The 18,366-nt window shown below is 52.0% G+C and carries 13 protein-coding genes; 9 read left to right on the top strand and 4 right to left on the bottom strand.

The annotated features are described in order from the left end of the window. Positions 1-28: 28 nt before the first annotated feature. The 3 genes from choV to V9K95_RS04870 all read right to left on the bottom strand — a co-directional run bounded on the left by choV (position 29) and on the right by V9K95_RS04870 (position 2,944). Positions 29-1,069: a choline ABC transporter ATP-binding protein gene (gene choV, locus V9K95_RS04880; protein WP_336439684.1), complete on the bottom strand. Its 1,041-nt coding sequence runs from the start codon at positions 1,067-1,069 to the stop codon at positions 29-31. Continuing rightward, a complete protein-coding gene (gene choW / locus V9K95_RS04875) occupies positions 1,066-1,908 on the bottom strand; it encodes a choline ABC transporter permease subunit (protein WP_115052371.1) in 843 nt (280 codons plus the stop codon). The genes choV and choW overlap by 4 nt, the downstream gene beginning before the upstream one ends. A 94-nt stretch (positions 1,909-2,002) precedes the next feature. Further along, complete coding sequence (locus V9K95_RS04870; protein ID WP_336439685.1) at positions 2,003-2,944, bottom strand: choline ABC transporter substrate-binding protein; 942 nt, start codon at positions 2,942-2,944, stop codon at positions 2,003-2,005. A 187-nt stretch (positions 2,945-3,131) separates the two neighbouring features. Between V9K95_RS04870 and V9K95_RS04865 the strand changes: the two genes are divergently transcribed. The 6 genes from V9K95_RS04865 to V9K95_RS04840 all read left to right on the top strand — a co-directional run bounded on the left by V9K95_RS04865 (position 3,132) and on the right by V9K95_RS04840 (position 10,466). Further along, the gene (locus tag V9K95_RS04865) at positions 3,132-3,713 is read left to right on the top strand and encodes a thymidine kinase (RefSeq protein ID WP_336439686.1); all 582 of its coding nucleotides are present in this window, start codon (positions 3,132-3,134) and stop codon (positions 3,711-3,713) included. A 149-nt stretch (positions 3,714-3,862) separates the two neighbouring features. Next, on the top strand, positions 3,863-4,951 hold the full coding sequence (locus V9K95_RS04860; RefSeq protein ID WP_115052374.1) for a hypothetical protein: 1,089 nt from the start codon (positions 3,863-3,865) through the stop codon (positions 4,949-4,951). A 3-nt stretch (positions 4,952-4,954) separates the two neighbouring features. Further along, positions 4,955-6,106: a hypothetical protein gene (locus V9K95_RS04855; protein WP_115052375.1), complete on the top strand. Its 1,152-nt coding sequence runs from the start codon at positions 4,955-4,957 to the stop codon at positions 6,104-6,106. 13 nt (positions 6,107-6,119) lie between these two features. Further along, on the top strand, positions 6,120-8,030 hold the full coding sequence (locus tag V9K95_RS04850) for an AAA family ATPase (protein WP_336439687.1): 1,911 nt from the start codon (positions 6,120-6,122) through the stop codon (positions 8,028-8,030). Continuing rightward, a complete protein-coding gene (locus V9K95_RS04845) occupies positions 8,030-9,316 on the top strand; it encodes a DUF6638 family protein (protein ID WP_336439688.1) in 1,287 nt (428 codons plus the stop codon). Before V9K95_RS04850 ends, V9K95_RS04845 begins: the two co-directional genes overlap by 1 nt. Positions 9,317-9,326: 10 nt before the next feature. Next, positions 9,327-10,466, top strand: coding sequence for a DUF2333 family protein (locus V9K95_RS04840; RefSeq protein WP_336439689.1), 1,140 nt, complete (start codon positions 9,327-9,329; stop codon positions 10,464-10,466). A gap of 45 nt (positions 10,467-10,511) precedes the next feature. On the opposite strand, the gene V9K95_RS04835 is transcribed toward V9K95_RS04840, so the two are convergent. Beyond that, complete coding sequence (locus tag V9K95_RS04835) at positions 10,512-10,973, bottom strand: Lrp/AsnC ligand binding domain-containing protein (protein WP_115052381.1); 462 nt, start codon at positions 10,971-10,973, stop codon at positions 10,512-10,514. Between the two features lie 109 nt (positions 10,974-11,082). On the opposite strand from V9K95_RS04835, the gene putA reads away from it, so the two are divergent. From putA to V9K95_RS04820, 3 genes are all read left to right on the top strand, one after another. Further along, on the top strand, positions 11,083-14,172 hold the full coding sequence (putA, locus tag V9K95_RS04830) for a bifunctional proline dehydrogenase/L-glutamate gamma-semialdehyde dehydrogenase PutA (protein ID WP_336439690.1): 3,090 nt from the start codon (positions 11,083-11,085) through the stop codon (positions 14,170-14,172). 85 nt (positions 14,173-14,257) lie between these two features. Next, positions 14,258-15,937: a formate--tetrahydrofolate ligase gene (locus V9K95_RS04825; protein ID WP_336439691.1), complete on the top strand. Its 1,680-nt coding sequence runs from the start codon at positions 14,258-14,260 to the stop codon at positions 15,935-15,937. A gap of 234 nt (positions 15,938-16,171) precedes the next feature. Beyond that, positions 16,172-18,355 carry an anthranilate synthase gene (locus V9K95_RS04820; RefSeq protein ID WP_336439692.1) on the top strand — a complete coding sequence of 728 codons (2,184 nt, stop codon included), beginning with the start codon at positions 16,172-16,174 and terminating at the stop codon, positions 18,353-18,355. Positions 18,356-18,366: the final 11 nt, after the last annotated feature.

The following is an 18,366-nucleotide window of genomic DNA, read 5'->3' as shown; positions in this document are numbered from 1 at the left end:
CTAAGTCCGGAAGTTAGGACGGACCTGACTATTTCTTCTGATGTTTGAGCAGACCGCGAACAATATCGTCAGCGGAAATCATGCCAAGAATAGCGCCTTTTTCGACAACGCCGACATCACCGCTATTCTTGGCCACTGCCTGCATCACATCCCGCACAGGTGTATCGGGCCGGGCAGTGGCCGCGAATGGCCGGTCACCGCGTGAACGGTCAAGTGGAACCATGATGTCGGCCGCTGTAAGCACTCCAAGTGGATTCATATTGGCAACGAAATCCGCCACATAATCATCTGCCGGGTTTAGAAGAATATCCTGCGCTGTTCCGCACTGAATTATGCGGCCACCTTCCATGATGGCAATGCGATTGCCGATTTTCATCGCTTCATCAAGGTCGTGACTGACAAACACGATTGTCTTCTTCAGTCGATCCTGCAAGCTCAGAAGCTCGTCTTGCAGCCTGTTGCGAATGAGAGGATCAAGGGCGGAAAACGGTTCGTCCATTAACAGGATTGGAGCTGCGGTCGCAAATGCGCGGGCAAGGCCCACACGTTGTTGCATGCCGCCCGAGAGCTCTCCAACCTTTCGCTTGGCCCAGTCTTTCAAATTGACCAGTTCAAGTTGCTGTTGAACGGCGCGCGCGCGCTCTTCCTTCGGCACTCCGGAAAGCTCCAGTCCGAAACCGACATTCTCCTCAACGGTACGCCAAGGCAAAAGTCCAAACTGCTGGAAGACCATCGACACCAGATGTTTGCGCAGGTTGCGCAAAGTCGTCTTGTCCGCCTTGCCTACGTCGATTGACTGCCCGTCATTATGAACGACGACTGAACCACGTGAAATAGGGTTGAGACGGTTGATAGCGCGCAGCAATGTGGACTTGCCAGAACCGGATAGGCCCATAAGGACCAGTATTTCGCCTTCGGCAATGGTCAGCGAACAGTTGTGAACGCCCAGAACATGACCGGTTTCAGCCTGAATCTCCGACCTGCTTTTTCCCTGGTCAGCCAAGGCCAGTGACGCGTCGGTCCGTTTGCCGAAAATAATGCAGACTTGATCAAGTGTAATCGCAGTCATTCACCTTGCTCCTTGCCGGGGCGGAAAATGCGGTCAAGCACGATGGCAACGACCACGATGACGAGACCGGCTTCAAAGCCAAGAGCGGTATTGACCGAATTAAGGGCACGGACAACCGGAACGCCAAGACCGTCGGCGCCAACCAGCGCGGCGATAACAACCATGGAAAGCGACAGCATAATGGTCTGGGTGAGGCCTGCCAGAATCTGCGGCATGGCATAGGGCAATTCAATCTTCCACAATAGTTGCCGCGACGAAGCGCCAAAGGCTTCCCCAGCTTCGACCAAATGCAGCGGGGTCGATGAGACGCCAAGATGAGTCAGGCGAATGGGGGCAGGTAGTACAAAGATTGCCGTGGCAAGCAAGCCCGGCACCATGCCAATGCCGAAGAACACGATGGCGGGAATAAGATAGACGAAGGTTGGCAATGTCTGCATCAAGTCCAGCACAGGGCGAATTGCCGAATAAAATTTGGGTCGATGCGCGGCAATGATGCCAATAGGGACACCGATACCCATGCAAAGGATGCAGGAAGAAAGCACCAGGGTGAGGGTTTCCATCGTTTCGTCCCAGTAGCCCTGGTTAACAATGAAGAGAAATCCCACAATCGTAAGAATGGTGACCGCAATTGAACGCCGCAAGGCATAGGCAACGGCAGCAAATATGGCGATCATAACCAAAGGGTGAGGGTATTTCAGCACGAACATAAGTCCGTCAATGAAACTTTGCATCACCATTGCAAGTCCGTCAAAGAACCCGGCAAAGTTGGTGGTGAGCCAATCGACGACGGCCTTAGCCGTCTTGCCGACGGGAATCTTGTCTTGTGTCAGCCAGTCCAACCGAACTATCCCTCTGTCGTTCCATCAATAAGCGGAAAAAGCCTCCCGGCCGGTTGGCCGGGCGGCACTTGTTTCATGCTCTTGTTGCACCGGCTTAAAGGCCGAGCTCTGCCTTGACAGCGGGGAGACCATCTTTGCCGTCATAGGTAGTGACACCAGCCAACCACGCATCGAGAACACCCGGATTGGCTTTCAACCATTCCGTTGCAGCGTCGGCAGCATCTTCCCCGTCATCCAGGATTTTGCCCATGATCTCGTTTTCCATGGGTAGCGTAAATTTGAGATTGGCAAGCAGTTTGCCAACATTCGGACATTCGGTTGTGTAGCCGGTGCGAACATTGGTATGGACTTCAGCGCCACCAAAATTAGGGCCAAATACGTCGTCGCCACCAGAGAGATAGGCGAGCTTGAAGTTGGCATTCATTGGATGCGGTTCCCAGCCGAGGAACACCACAGGCTTTTCGGACTTGGTATCTTTCGCAACTTGGGCGAGCATGCCCTGCTCGGATGACTCGGCAAGCTGGAAACCCTTCAGGCCAAACTGGTCTTTCGAAATCATGTCAAGGATGAGGCGATTGCCGTCATTGCCAGGCTCGATACCATAGATCTTGCCGCCGAGATCATCCTTGAATTTGGCGATATCCTTGAAATCCTTCAGGCCTTTGTCATAAAGATATTGTGGCACGGCAAGCGTATATTTCGCGCCGGTCAGGTTCGAACCGAGGTCCTCAACGGTCTTGTTCTCAATATAGGGTTTGATATCAGCTGATTGCGTTGGCATCCAATTGCCAAGAAAAATATCAATGTCTTTTTTGCCGAGGGAGGCATAGGTCACAGGCACCGACAGGACTTTTATGTCGGTGCTGTAGCCAAGCGCCTTAAGCACTTCGGCTGTTGTTGCGGTTGTGGCGGTCACATCAGTCCAGCCGACATCGGCAAAGCGTACGTTTTTACAGCTCTCAGGTTCGGCAGCCAAAGCGGTGCCCGCCGAAAGCACCAAAGCCAAGGTAACAGTCAATTTGGACAGAGTTTTCATATTTGTTTTCCCCTTCCGGCTTTTCCCGGCATTCAATCTGCTGAACCAAGCATCAAACGGGCAGCCATTCAAGCATAGGCGCGCATAAATCCGGTCAAATAGCGACAGTTGTTGATATTCCACAAAAAGTGAACGCTGTACTCATGCTGTGGCTTCAAGCCAGAACGCAAGTCTGGTTAAAGCGGTTATGGCAAAATTATACTTCAGTTATTCGGCAATGAATGCCGGTAAATCGACACTTCTCCTGCAGGCTTCTCACAACTATCGAGAGCAGGGTATGCGAACCATACTGTTCACTGCCGGTCATTATGCAGAAAATGGTGTGGGGAGAATAACATCAAGGCTTGGCGTCAGTGCACCTGCCGAACTTTATTGGGACGATGACGATCTGCTTGCACGAATCAAGGATGCGAATGATGAAGCTCCGCTCAGTTGCGCATTTGTTGATGAGGCGCAATTTCTGACCAAGGAACAAGTGTGGCAGCTTGCCCGCGTAGCTGACAGATTGAACATTCCAGTTATGTGTTTTGGTCTTCGTACCGACTTTCAGGGAAAGCTCTTTCCTGGTTCCTCTGAACTCCTCGCGATTGCCGATACATTGCGTGAAATCCGGACAATCTGCCATTGCGGAGCCAAGGCCACCATGGTGGTGCGTAAGGACCAAACCGGCAAGGCGCTCACTGAAGGAAATCAGGTTGCCATCGAAAAGTCTGTCTATGTTTCGCTCTGCCGTAAACATTGGGAAGATGAAACCGGACATTCTTTATAGGGCAACCGTATAATTAGCCGATATTCTTCGCTTGCAAGTCCGCTCCCGCCGTTGTCATCTGGCTGCAGGCATTGTTTGACAAGATGTAATTGCTATATGCAATCGGGATCATGGTTGATATTTCAATTACGCAATAGGGGAGATTTATAATGGCGAGTTTGCAAGATTTCGACGCTGAGATTGAAAAGACCAAAACAATGGTCAACGACATGCGTGCGAAGATTGATCAGTCCAGCGTTGTTCTCGATAAATTCGCCAAAGCAGATGCAAAGATTGGCGCCGCCGACTTTGACATCGAGAATGCGCGCATCGACGACGTGTTGCGCCAGCAAAAGGCAATGGAAGGCAATATTGCCGAGTTGATTATCGGCTTGGAGGATGCCACCAACATTTTCGGTACAGAATTCGAAAGTATGAAGGGCTATTCGGGCTGGGAAAAATTTATTGGCGTGTTTTCAAAAGACAAGATGCAGCGTCTGCGCTCCGATAGGGTGCGCAACATGTCGCTCGCGGGCAATCTTCAGGAGCTTCTTACCAAATCAGATCGCATCGTCGGTATTTTGAAAGAGCAAAAAGTTGTTCTCGATGCCCGGTACAAAACCTCGGAAAACAGCCTGGCAACAGTGATTGAGCGCCGCAAGACCACTATTGCTACGCTTGAAGCGACTCAAAAGCGTATCGAAGAACTTAATCCGCTATTGCTTGACATCGAAAACCGCATTGCCGCGTCGACCGATCAAGGGACACGGGCGCAACTTGAGGGAGAGCGCTCCAAGCTTGCCACCGAGTATAATGAGCGTCAGGCCAAGGAACAGGAACTGCTGGCTGAGAGCCAGACTCTTGAACGCTATACCTCGATGTTCCAGACATTTGTTGACTCGCTCAACAATCAGATCGCCGCTCAAAGCACGCTGATCAACAAGCTGGCTATCGATACCGAACAGCGCATTGTGCTTTATAAGGCTCTGGAGGACTCTCTCAAGACTGCGGCTCAACAGGACGTTGCCCACAAGATCAACACGCTTGGCAGTCAGGTGGACAAGGCGGCCGAGGAAACCATGGCTGGTGTTGGTGCCGCTGCACAAAAACACATTGGCGATCTTCTTGAGATGCACGAAAAGAATATGGTCAGTTCACAAGATATTCAGCGCCGCAAGAAGCTTGCAGATGATGCATTTGCCCGCAGGTTCTCTGAAGTGCTCAAAAAACATAATTCTGCCGATTACGTTCAGAGTTAATTCATGGCGGAGAATGCAGATCTGGCGGCGGCGGAACGTTACTTCGGTGCAATCCGTGCAGCATTGGATGGGCTTGAAGTTTTCCTGAACAATCAAGACTCGCCGCTTTACAAGCATGATCTGGTTGCTCAGACCGTTGCAGAATATCTCGAGCGGCTGGACGCATCATTTGAGTGCTGGCGTAACAGGCTTGGCTTTACAGAGCGCTTCCGCATATCCAAGGCGGAAAGCGGCTTTCCTGTATTCCAGAACGTGCTGGAACTGGAAAATGACAAGAAAGAAGCAAAGGGACGACTTGCTGCCATATCGCCGGTGGAAACATTGCGCAGCGAGATGGTGGATTTCATCCTGCGCCACCGCGAGTTTCCGCGTGATTTACAAAAATCCATAGCTGAGCGCATCTATCTGGAGACAGTTTTGAAAGGCGAGGTTTTTTCGCCATTCGTACTTCCCACAACGATCCGTGTTTCAGTAAATCCAAAGACAATGCGCCCGTTTTACGTCGTGCATTGGGGAGCCTTCGATGGTGCTTCGAACCTCCCCCTGATCTATATGGCAGTCATTGAGGATTCTTCGGAAGACATCGTCGAAACACTGGTCCAGAAGGATGGAAAGCTCAATCCCAAAGTCAAAATTCCACTTCCAGTGGGTGGTTTGCTGAACCCCGATCTGGCAAGCCGTTTCGATGATTTTGCGGCAAAAAATTCCGCCTATTCACTATCCCCCGTAACAATCGCGATGAGCCTAGACAAGGATTTCCCAGAATTGCACCCCAAGCAATTGCGCCGAATTGTTCTAGGCCCATTCTATACGGCGGGGATCACAGAGCATAACCAGAAAGTTGCAGATGTGCTTGAGCGTGTCCGTCGGCCTGAAGACGCGTGGCTGTTGACCTGGACTATGCAGGAAGTGTTCTCGACAGCCGAGAAACCGGGAAAACGCGGCATCTGGTCTTCAGAACCGTCTCGCGAAGAATTTCACATTAATACTGACGATCTGGAAGCCACCCGACAGGGTGTAAGTTACTACGAGCAGCACGCTCTGGTTCCTCATGAAGCATATCAGGCGCTCTACGCCTCTGGGGAAGCATCGCGGATTTTTACCGGCTTTGAAACGCATATCCTGTCGAATGGGCAGGTTATCAGCGGCATTTAAAAGGACTGAGTTCATGGATGTCGGCCTGACGACGATTGAAGAAAAAGATATCGACAAACACCTTCCGGTTGCGAACGCAATGGTGACGCGATTTGTTTCGCTTGAAACCAGCGAGGGGCAGTCGGGCACCGAGATCGCGGGCACTGGCCGTCGTTTCGTTTCGACAGTCTCAACTGGCGGGCTACGCAAGACGCGTGAGGTCGAATTTGACAAAACTGTGCAATCTGTGCGGGCGGATGACCCGATGTTGTCGATCGCCCAGCACACATTGTTGTTCAGAGCGCGACGCGGCGTCGCTATTGCTCTTGCCGTAGCGGATGTCTTTGGAAGGCAGAGCGACTTTGAAAGCCTGATGGCGCGCAATGCCTCTGCGCCGCTGCAAGGTGAGGAGGCCAGCCATTTCAAACGTCTCCTATCAGCGGCATCCTACATTGCGGCATTTTCTCTGTCTGCCTATCTGGCCCAATTAATCGAAGCGGACGGGGAGCCCGCAAATGATATTGCCGAGCCGGATTTCCTGTTTGACACGTCGCAGGATGCATTGAAGTCAGTAATCGCTGGACTGGATCGCGCCATAAGCGGGGTAAAGGACGAACAGACAATGCTGGCACGAGCCAAGGCTTTTGCAGCGCTCAGTATTGACGGGCTTTTGCAGCGAAAGGGTCGATTTGAAGGGCTGGGCAGTTTTGATGACATGCACCTGCGGCTGGATAGCGACGATTTCACATTGGATGGCTTCGACGTAGCGCCGTCAAAAAAACGCACGCCGCTGGTCATGACGTTCAGAAAGCCGAGCGAAGTTGTCGGCAATCACATCGCCAAATATCAGGCGTTAAAATTATCCAAAATGCTGATGGCTTATGATTTTGACAGACAGCTCAACCCGTTCGTGGAACTCGGTGGATTCCTGTTCACATTCATTGGCGACGGCGCGCCGGGGACGGGTAAAACAACACTGATCCAGATGATAGCAGGACTCGTCAATGATTACTGTCAGGTTGCTGGCTATGCCTTTCATTACGAAAACTTTGGTGTAGACCAGATATCCTCATATCAAGGCAAATCGGGTCAGAACTGTAAGCAGTTCGTTACCAATGTTCTCAATCCGCGTACCATCGGTTTCGGTACGATCGACGATATTGATCAGGTCGCCGCCAAGCGCTCGGATGACCGGGCTTCATCGGGCCAGCATGAGATAACCGGCGTTCTGATGGAAGCTTTTGCAGGTGCTTCGACTGTTGTGAGAGGCAACTGCTCTTTCGGCATGTTCTCCAACTATCCGGAGAATGTCGATGATGCTCTGCGCCAGCGCGCTGGTGCGCGTTGGCTGGTTGATGGTCCGCAGACACGCGACGACTATATTGACATCTTTGCGCTGCTGGCAGGTAAGAACCACAAGATTCCGCTTGGGGACCATAAGCTCTATGAAGCACAGCAAATTCAACGTGCGGTGGAGACTGCATATGAGGAATTGTCGAAGCCACAAGAAGATGGGCTGAAAGTCGTCTACGACCGTTTCATAAAGGATAATGGCCAACCCGAAACATTGTCCGATGTTGGCACATATCTCCATATGATCAAAGAGCGCGAACCGCGTTTCACGGGACGTGCGATCAAAAACGTCACCGATGCAATCAAGATGCGGGCAATGGATGTCGAGCTGCCGGACGAGTGGTTTGAAAAACCCGAAACGTTCATGCACAAGAATTATGATGATAAGAAAGCGATGATTGAGGCGCTGCGTAAACCGTTCACGATGGATATGGTGTTACAGGAAATCAATCGTTATGCGGATTCGGAATTCCGCTATGCCGACAAGTCCGACGATGCCGCCATCGACAAAATGGTGCGTGATGCAAGGCTGCGCGAGCGTGCCGTCAAGGAAGTCGAGGCGTTGAAAGCCAAGGGGCAATGGGAAGCCTGATGGAACTGCTCTACCAGAATGATCTGATCTATGGGCGGTTGTTGAAAATTGACCAGCCGCACCTTGTTGAGCGGTACAATAAAGCGCTTCAATCCTTTGGCTTTCCAGCTAGCAAGCTGAATGAGTTCGACATTGACAGGACAGGATTCTCGCCACAGATCGCCGAAGAACTGAAGGATCCCGCTTATCTTGATCCGAATGGCGTGAACAGGCGCTTTATTATCCTCACGCCGTCGCAAGCCGACTTGCCTGTTGTTCACACGCAATTCTCCAATACGTCGCAATTGATGTACGAGTTTTTTTCGAGCAATGCCCGGGCGATCAATGCGCTGACTATCAAGGATGTCCTTTACGGCGAGATCGAAGATTCGGTTTCGGTTGTCTCTGATATCGAAGATCTGCTTTCCATTAATCAGGTCGAGTTTCGCGTGCTTTCAGCGCAAAACGTTATGGCGCAGGCGTCTGAGCTGCGCTTGCTGGCCGACCGCCTCAAAGATGAGCCTGACGCATGGCGCGACAATGCAATGCTGGAGCGTATGGTCGAGCTTGCCAAAGTCACGGGTGATATCCGCGAAAACTCGCTGGTTCCCGACAAGGTGCTTTTCAGGCATAGCGCCTTTTGGACCAGTCATTTTGGCGGGGTCTATATTTTTGTCGATGACAATACGACCACTGTTATCGGGAATCCTGAGGCACCGGGTTTCCGGCGCTCGCGTCCCTGGCAGGTCAATTATATTTCGATCAAGGATGCCGAGCAGGTTTTCCAGTTCCTGAGCACGACGTCGCGTATTGAATTGCCGCGTGCATCGTGGATTGAGCAATCGGGTTATCTGGAAAATCGCGGCGAGATGATTATTCGTCACCTGATCCAAACGCTGGAGCCAGAGCGTGATTTAAAGAATATTGACCGGATTTGGCTGCAAACATGGATCCATGCCAATGCTAGCCTGATCAATCATGATGGCACATGGCCATTTCTCAACGCAGTGAAGCGGGAGATCGGACAATCCGGCCAGTTAAATATATCTGAAACTGATCCGTCGCGGCGATTTCTTGTTGTCCGAGCGTTGCCCAAGCATCCTGATGCATGGTTGGTGAATCAGCTGATCAGTGATTTTGTGCCTTGGGATTTTCTGTCGCGCTATGTGTTTAACAAGCCCGGTTTTTATGCCGATTATCAACGCTGGAGCCTTCCTTATCAGGAACACGTTGTCGATATTCTCAAAACAACCTATTTGAAGGACAAGGAAGGGCTGCGAAAGCGGCTCTATGGACTTGACCAGTGAAGGAAACAGGATGCTCGAGCCCGTAGTTAATTTTTTCAGCCGAATATTCACCTATATCGGACGTGGTATCGGGTTTATTGTCGGTCTCCTCCTGTGGCCGTTCATGTGGGCGGGCAGCTGGTATACTCAGAGGGGTTTTATTCTCAAGATTGTGGTGGGTCTTGCTCTTCTCCTCTGGCTGGGTCTTTACGGTTATTTCTTTTACAACACGCAGGCCTGGACCAATTTTAATCCGGATTATGTTGCGTCCTACAATTTCAAGAATCAGACAGCGCCTGCTGGCGAGCCATTGGCTGCGCCCGCTGCAGCTGCGACGACGGGCACAAATGTTGCCAAGACCTGTGCTCGTTCCGCAATTGTAACGGTCACTGCGGATTTGACGGATTTCAACGTCAACCAGAATGCCTGGATCTCCTCGATGCTGCTCTACAAGCTCGGATTTTTCGGTATGGATTGGGACAGGACGCCATTTCTTGATAACAAGGCATCCTTTCAACGAGGTATCAATTCAGCCGTCCGCCGAACGGGCATAGAGTTGGTCGATACGTTGGGGCGCGTTCGCGGCACCTCACAGATCGATGGCGACCTGCAAAAGGCTCGCGGTAATCTGCAGTTCACCGAGGATGCATGGTATTTCGGCCTCAATCCATTTGGTCCGAAAACGCCGACGCCAAGCTATTACCGCTCGGCTGTGAATGATCTGCGCACATTCAATACAAAGCTGGAAAACTGCAACGCGATCTTCGACGCGCGTGCGGATAATCTGATTCAGTTTATCGATCGTATCGCCAATGATATCGGTGCCACATCAGCTATCCTGAAAGATCGTTCCGAAAATCACAATAATGGCTGGTTCGATACGCGTGCCGATGATCGTTTCTGGTTCGCTTATGGTCAGCTCTACGCTTATTACGGCTTGATGAATGCTGCACAGGTCGATTTCAGGCAGGTGCTGGATGAAAAGCATCTCACGCCGCTATGGGATGGTATGGACGGCCAATTGCGCTCTGCTCTGGCTATTCAGCCCTGGATCATCGCCAATGGCAGTGAAGGGGGCTGGCTGTTGCCAAACCACCTAACGACCATGGGTTTCTATATTTTGCGCGTCCGCTCGAACCTGATCGATATCAAGCAGGTGCTGCAACAATAAGCGGGCTTTGATAGGTGAGGCGGGCTTAGCCCCGCCTCTTCTCAATCAAACCGGCAGGGCCGATGTTTCCTTAACTTCTTCCATGACCGCATAAGTATGGGTTTCGCGAACGCCCGGTAGCGAAAGCAGCGCATCGGAAAGAAAACGCCGGTAATGCTCCATATCGGCGACACGGGCTTTGATCAAATAGTCGAACCCGCCGGCGACCATATGACATTCCATCACGTCCGGGTTACGGCGCGTTGCAGCGGCGAAAGTTGCGAAAACGTCCGGTGTGGTGCGATCCAGCTTGATCTCGACAAAAACCAGCATTGCGCGATCAAGCTTTTTCGGCGACAATTTTGCTGTGTACCCAAGTATATAGCCGTCACGGGAGAGCCGTTTCACCCGTTCGGTTGTCGCTGTTTGGGAAAGGCTGATACGTTCGGATAATTCAGTATTGGATAGCCTTCCATCTTTTTGCAGCTCGCGCAGAATTCTGCGATCGAGACTGTCCAAACTCTTCATCTCTAAAAAATTCCCCATTTTAGTTTTTTACTCTGATTAGGCTGTTTTTATTGGTGAGAATAACCAGCTGGAATAGATTATATGGAAAAAATCAATAAGGGGAAGCCTGATGACTAACCATTCGCCATCCACCCAAGATTTTTCCGCGCCCTATGCTGTCGATGATCAGCAATTGGTTGCTGATTTGCTGCACACCATTGCGCTTTCCGAACCGGTAAACCGGCGTATCGACGAGCGTGCCAGTAAATATATCGCGACGATCCGTAAAGAAGCGAATGGCATTGGCGGTGTCGAAGACTTTCTTCGCGAGTACGGACTTTCGACGCGTGAAGGCTTGGCCTTGATGGTGCTTGCCGAAGCGCTCTTGCGCGTGCCGGATGCTGCCACACAAGACAAGTTGATTGAGGACAAACTCAAGCAGGGCCACTGGTCCGAGCATGAGCCGAGCGGTGATACGTGGTTCGTTTCTGCCTCAGCTTGGGCACTTGGCCTTTCCGCTAAAGTTATCAAGCCAGGTGAAACGCCGGAGGGTGTATTATCGTCACTGGTCAAGCGGATCGGGCTGCCAACTGTTCGCACCGCCACCAAACAGGCTATGCGTTATCTTGGTCATCACTTTGTACTGGGCGAAACCATCAAGGACGCCTTGAAACGTGCCGGTACAAACGAAGCCAAGGGCTATCGCCATTCCTTCGATATGCTGGGGGAAGGCGCGCGGACACGTAAGGATGCGCAGGGCTATTTCAAATCCTATTCAGACGCGATTGATGCCATTGGCCGCGCTACGGGTAATAAGAAGTTGCCGGATCGTATGGGGATTTCTGTCAAACTGTCAGCGCTGCATCCGCGTTATCTTGCAACACACCATGATCAGGTCATGGCTGAATTGGTGCCTGATCTTTTGGCTCTGGCGCAAAAGGCGAAGTCCTATGATTTGAACTTCACGGTTGACGCGGAAGAGGCGGACCGGCTTGAGCTGTCTCTGGATGTGATTGACCGCGTTTTTGCTGATCCGTCACTGCATGGTTGGGACGGGTTCGGCCTTGCCATTCAGGCTTATCAGAAGCGTGCTCTCGCGGTCATCGATCACGTTGACAAGCTTGCCGCCCGCCATGACCGCAAGATGATGGTGCGGTTGGTCAAGGGCGCCTATTGGGATACTGAAGTGAAGCGAGCCCAGGAGCGCGGTCTCGCCGACTATCCAGTATTTACGCGCAAGCCTGCGACTGACGCTTCTTATATGGCCTGCGCCAAGCGTATGCTTGATGCTCGACCGCGGATTTTTCCTCAGTTTGCGACCCATAATGCGTTAACAGTCGCAATGATTCTGGAAATGGCCGGAGACGACAAGACTGGTTTTGAGTTTCAGCGCCTGCATGGCATGGGTGAAAGTCTTTATAAGCAGATCACCGAAAAGAATGACAAGATTGCTTGCCGCATATACGCGCCAGTAGGTGGATATCGCGATCTTCTAGCCTATCTCGTGCGCCGTCTGCTTGAGAACGGGGCAAATTCCTCATTTGTTTCGGTGGTTGGCGACAATAATGTGCCGATTGCCGATCTTCTGGTTCGTCCTACCGAGAAGCTGAATGACGGCAAGGGCTATCGTCATCCCAACATTCCGATGCCTCTGAAACTTTACGGCAAACGCACAAATTCGGCCGGTGTCGAACTTGGCGACAGGAAAGCATTGGCAGGTTTGTTATCGGGCATTGCCAAGGCATCGAAAAGCGTCAAGGCCGTTCCATTGATTGACGGAAAACCATCGGGAAAAATGCAGGACGTGATTTCTCCCGTTAATGGTGCAACGATCGGTTCGGTTGTTTTTGCAACCGTCGAAGAGGCAGCGAAGGCTGTCGGCATTGCACGCAAGGGCTTTGTTTCATGGTCTCGCACTGCGGTTGAAACACGCGCAAAAGCACTGGAAAAGGCGGCTGATCTGCTTGAAGGCAATCGTGATCAAATGCTTGATCTTTTGTCGCGGGAGGCTGGCAAAACTCTTGATGATGGCATTGCAGAAATCCGTGAAGCAGTCGATTTTTGTCGATACTATGCTGCTGAGGCCCGCCGCCAGTTCGCAGCGGACAAAATAATGCCTGGTCCGACGGGCGAAGATAATAAGCTTCGCCACCGGGGACGCGGTGCATTTGTGTGTATCAGCCCGTGGAATTTCCCCCTGGCAATTTTTCTGGGACAGGTAACGGCTGCGCTTGCTGCAGGTAACAGTGTGCTTGCCAAGCCGGCGGAGCAGACGCCGCTTATAGCCTATGAGGCGATCAGAATCCTGCACGAAGCGGGCATTCCGAAAGATGCACTTCTGTTCGTACCGGGTGATGGTTCGGTTGGTGCGGCACTGACTTCTCATGTGGACATTGCCGGGGTTGCCTTCACGGGCTCTACTGACACGGCTTGGGCTATCAACCGCACGCTGGCTGCAAAGAAGGGACCCATTGTACCGCTCATTGCAGAGACAGGGGGTCTCAATGCTATGATCGTTGACGCAACGGCTCTGTCAGAGCAAGTGGCTGATGATGTCGTCATGTCAGCTTTCCGTTCGGCAGGCCAACGCTGTTCAGCGCTGCGTATTCTCTACCTTCAGGAGGATATTGCGGACAATATGCTCCATATGATCGAGGGAGCTGCAAAAGAGCTGGTTCTCGGTGACCCGGCATTGGCATCTACTGATGTTGGACCAATTATCGACCGCGACCAACGCAACATGTTGCGCGATCACATCGAGGCAATGCGCAAAACTCAGAAGGTTCGTTTTGCAGGCGAGGCGCCGAGCGATGGCTTGTTCTTTGCGCCACATATTGTTGAACTGGATAGAGCCGATGCCTTGCAGCGCGAGGTATTCGGCCCCGTTCTGCATGTCGTCCGCTGGAAAGCAAAGGATCTGGATAAGGTGCTCGACCAGATTGCGTCGACCGGTTATGGCCTGACCTTCGGGCTGCACACACGTATCGAAGCAACGGTCGCGAAAGTCATCGACAGGCTCGACATTGGAAATATCTACGTGAACCGCAATACGATTGGCGCTGTTGTAGGAACTCAGCCTTTCGGCGGATCGGGTCTTTCCGGCACCGGGCCGAAAGCTGGTGGGCCGTCCTATTTAACGCGGTTTGCACTTGAGCAAGTCGTTTCCGTTAACACGGCTGCTGCTGGTGGAAATGCCAGCCTTATTGCCATGGGGGAATAGCAGCAAATGGGGATAGGCGTGTTCGGCCTATCCCCATTTCATGTACAGAATGCTATTGACGTTGTTAAACATTGGGGAAACGTCAATGGCCACCGTCAAGTCCGATATTGAGATTGCTCGCTCCGCTACCAAAAAAACGATTTTAGAGATTGGTGCAACGATCGGCATTCCGCCGGAACATCTAGTGCCCTACGGCCATGACAAGGCCAAACTGTCGGCAGAGTTTATCCGCTCCAAGAAGGAGGGGAAGAATGGCAAGCTCATTCTTGTAACCGCCGTTAGCCCAACGCCCGCTGGCGAGGGAAAAACCACCACCACCGTTGGTCTTGGCGATGGCCTTAACCGCATAGGCAAAAAAGCGATCGTCTGTATCCGTGAAGCTTCGCTCGGTCCGTGTTTTGGTACCAAAGGGGGCGCAGCAGGCGGTGGCTATGCGCAAGTTATCCCAATGGAAGATATCAATCTGCATTTCACTGGCGATTTCCATGCCATAACTTCCGCGCATAATTTGCTCGCGGCAATGATCGACAATCATATCTATTGGGGCAATGACCTCAATATTGATACGCGCCGGATCACGTGGCGCCGGGTGATGGATATGAATGACCGCGCCCTGCGCGGCATTGCATCATCCTTGGGCGGTGTAGCCAACGGCTTTCCTCGCGAATCCGGCTTTGATATCACTGTTGCTTCGGAAGTTATGGCAATCCTATGTCTTGCCGTTGATCTTGCCGATCTTGAGAAGCGTCTTGGCGATATCATCATCGGCTACAGATTTGATCGAAGCCCTGTATATGCTCGGGATCTGAAGGCGGACAAGGCTATGGCCGTTCTGCTAAAAGATGCGATACAGCCCAATCTTGTGCAAACGCTTGAGAATAATCCAGCTTTCGTGCACGGCGGTCCGTTCGCAAATATTGCGCATGGCTGCAATTCGGTTGTTGCAACGACAACGGCTCTAAAACTGGCTGATTTTGTTGTCACAGAAGCAGGGTTCGGCGCGGATCTGGGCGCTGAAAAATTCTTTGACATCAAGTGCCGCAAAGCTGGCTTGAAGCCTGCCGCTGCCGTTATTGTCGCCACGGTTCGGGCGATGAAAATGCATGGCGGCGTTGCCAAAGTCGATCTGGGGGAAGAGAATGTCGTGGCGGTTAAATCCGGCTGTGCCAATCTCGGGCGTCATATGGAAAACGTCCGGCAGTTTGGCGTGCCGGTGATCGTTGCGATCAATCATTTTACTGCGGATACCGAGGCTGAAATCGAGGCGGTCAAAGCTTTTGTGGCTGCTCACGGTGCGGAAGCAGTGTTGTGTAAGCATTGGGCGCATGGTTCGGCAGGCATAGAGGAACTCGCGCAGAAAGTTTCGGCACTGGCAGAAGGCGGATCGGCACAATTTTCGCCACTCTACGAAGATGAGCTTTCCTTGTTTGATAAAATCGAAACAATTGTAAAACGGATCTATCGCGGGGCAGAAGCAGACGCCGATGCCAGCGTTCGTGACCAACTGCGCCGCTGGGAGGAGGCAGGTTACGGCCATCTTCCGGTTTGTATGGCAAAAACGCAATATTCGTTTTCAACAAACCCTGATTTACGCGGTGCGCCAGTCAATCATGTTGTGCATGTGCGCGAGGTGCGGCTCTCGGCTGGAGCGGGCTTCGTCGTGGCAATATGCGGTGAAATCATGACTATGCCAGGCCTGCCAAAGTCTCCATCGGCGGAGCGTATTCATCTCAACGCTGATGGCTTGATCGAGGGCCTATTTTAGACCTTAGGCGCACAAGTGATTTTTGCAGTTGCAAGCGGCCCAATGTAACGATAACAATCGTCGCTATGAACACATGCATTTTCTCAACTGGCTGGTGGTGGGCTCGCTTTTAGCGGCCGCGCAGCCTTTTGCATGTTTGTGAAAAAGGACAGGGCCGCAACGGGTTTTCCGGGCGGCCTTTTTGTTTGACCGCTTGAATTGCCCTGAATGCCGAATGCAACAAAGGATTTGACGATGCATAGAATTGAGGGCCAGTTGGAAATATTCGATACAAAGGGCGGGGTGACAATCACCCGTTCGCGGGTGGCAACAGCCTATGCCAGCGCTATTGATAGCTATATTGATGCGTTGGACGAGCGCCGTGGCGCGGTCTTTTCCTCCAATTATGAATATCCGGGCCGCTATACGCGGTGGGATACAGCGATCATCGATCCTCCTGTTGTAATCACCTCAAATGGACGGCACATGACCATTGAGGCGCTGAACAAGCGCGGTGAAGTGCTTCTTCTGCCCATTAAGCAAGCCATGGAAAAGCTTGAGGAAATAACAATCAGCTCGACCAGCGAGACGAAGCTGGAGCTGGAGATTGCGTTGCCGACGCGCGCATTTACCGAGGAAGAGCGCTCACGCATTCCTTCGGTGTTCACCGTTCTACGCGGCATTGTTGCGCTGTTCTTTACCGAAGATGATGCAAATCTCGGTCTTTATGGTGCTTTCGGCTATGATCTGGCTTTTCAGTTTGACCCGATCGAGTACAAGCTGAAACGACCGGATGATCAGCGCGATATCGTGCTTTATTTGCCCGATGAGATTTTGGTCGTTGATCACCATGCTGCCAAGGCTTGGCTGGACCGTTACGACTATGCTTATGAAGGAAAATCGACGGAGGGGCTGCCACGCGACACTGCCAAAAAGCCGTTTGAACCTACCGACATTATTCCAGGCAGGGGCGACCATAATCCGGGCGTCTATGCCGAATTGGTCAAGAAGGCCAAGGAAAGTTTCATGCGCGGCGATCTTTTTGAGGTCGTGCCGGGACAGACTTTCTATGAGCGTTGCGAAACCAAGCCATCGGTAATTTCGCGAAGGCTGAAGGCGATCAATCCCTCGCCTTATTCGTTCTACATCAATCTAGGTGACAACGAATATCTCGTCGGAGCCTCGCCTGAAATGTTTGTTCGGGTTGTCGGCCGCCGCATTGAGACTTGCCCGATTTCCGGGACTATCAAACGTGGTGAAGATGCCATCGCTGATGCCGAGCAAATCATCAAACTGCTGAACTCCAAGAAAGACGAATCCGAACTTACCATGTGCTCGGATGTCGATCGCAACGATAAAAGCCGTGTCTGTGAGCCGGGCTCTGTTCGCGTTATTGGCCGCCGCCAGATCGAAATGTATTCGCGCCTGATTCACACTGTTGATCATATTGAAGGCCGTCTGCGCGAGGACATGGACGCTTTCGATGGGTTCCTTTCCCATGCATGGGCAGTTACCGTTACCGGAGCGCCAAAGCTATGGGCGATGCGATTTATTGAGGAAAATGAACGCAGCCCGCGCGCATGGTATGGCGGTGCCATTGGCATGGTCAATTTCAACGGTGATATGAACACCGGCCTGACGCTGCGGACCATCCGCATCAAAGACGGCATCGCACAGGTGCGGGCAGGCGCGACATTGCTGTATGATTCAATACCGGAAGAGGAAGAGGCTGAAACCGAACTGAAAGCATCGGCGATGATAACAGCCGTGCGTGACGCCCATAAGAGCAATATCATTCCTGAAGAGCGTGCTGTCGCTCGCGTCGGTGAAGGATTGCAGATTTTGCTGGTCGATCACGAGGATTCTTTCGTGCACACCTTGGCGAACTATTTCAGACAGACCGGAGCCATTGTTACCACTGTCAGAACGCCCGTGCCGGAAGAGATATTTGACCGCATCAAGCCAGATCTTGTGGTTTTATCACCTGGCCCAGGGACGCCGACCGACTTCGACTGCAAGGCGACAATCAAGAAAGCTCGTGCACGCAACTTGCCAATATTCGGCGTTTGTCTTGGATTGCAGGCTTTAACTGAAGCCTATGGCGGAAGTCTGAGGCAGCTTCACGTGCCTGTGCATGGAAAACCCTCGCGCATTCGCATCACCAAACAAGGCAGGATTTTCTCGGGGCTGCCCAAGGAAGTGACGGTGGGCCGTTACCACTCAATTTTTGCCGATCCGGTACGTCTCCCGGATGATTTCATCGTGACAGCTGAAACAGAAGATGGTGTCATCATGGCTATCGAGCATAAGCACGAACCCATTGCAGCGGTGCAATTCCATCCGGAATCGATCATGACACTGGGGCACAATGCTGGTATGCGCATGATTGAAAACGTCGTGGCTCATTTACCGCGCCGTGCGAAGGAACGAGCGGCTTAGAGCGAGAAATT

Source organism: Phyllobacterium sp. CCNWLW183 (assembly GCF_037203775.1).
Taxonomy (GTDB): Bacteria; Pseudomonadota; Alphaproteobacteria; order Rhizobiales; family Rhizobiaceae; genus Phyllobacterium; species Phyllobacterium ifriqiyense.
This window is presented reverse-complemented; position numbering and strand designations above follow the sequence as displayed.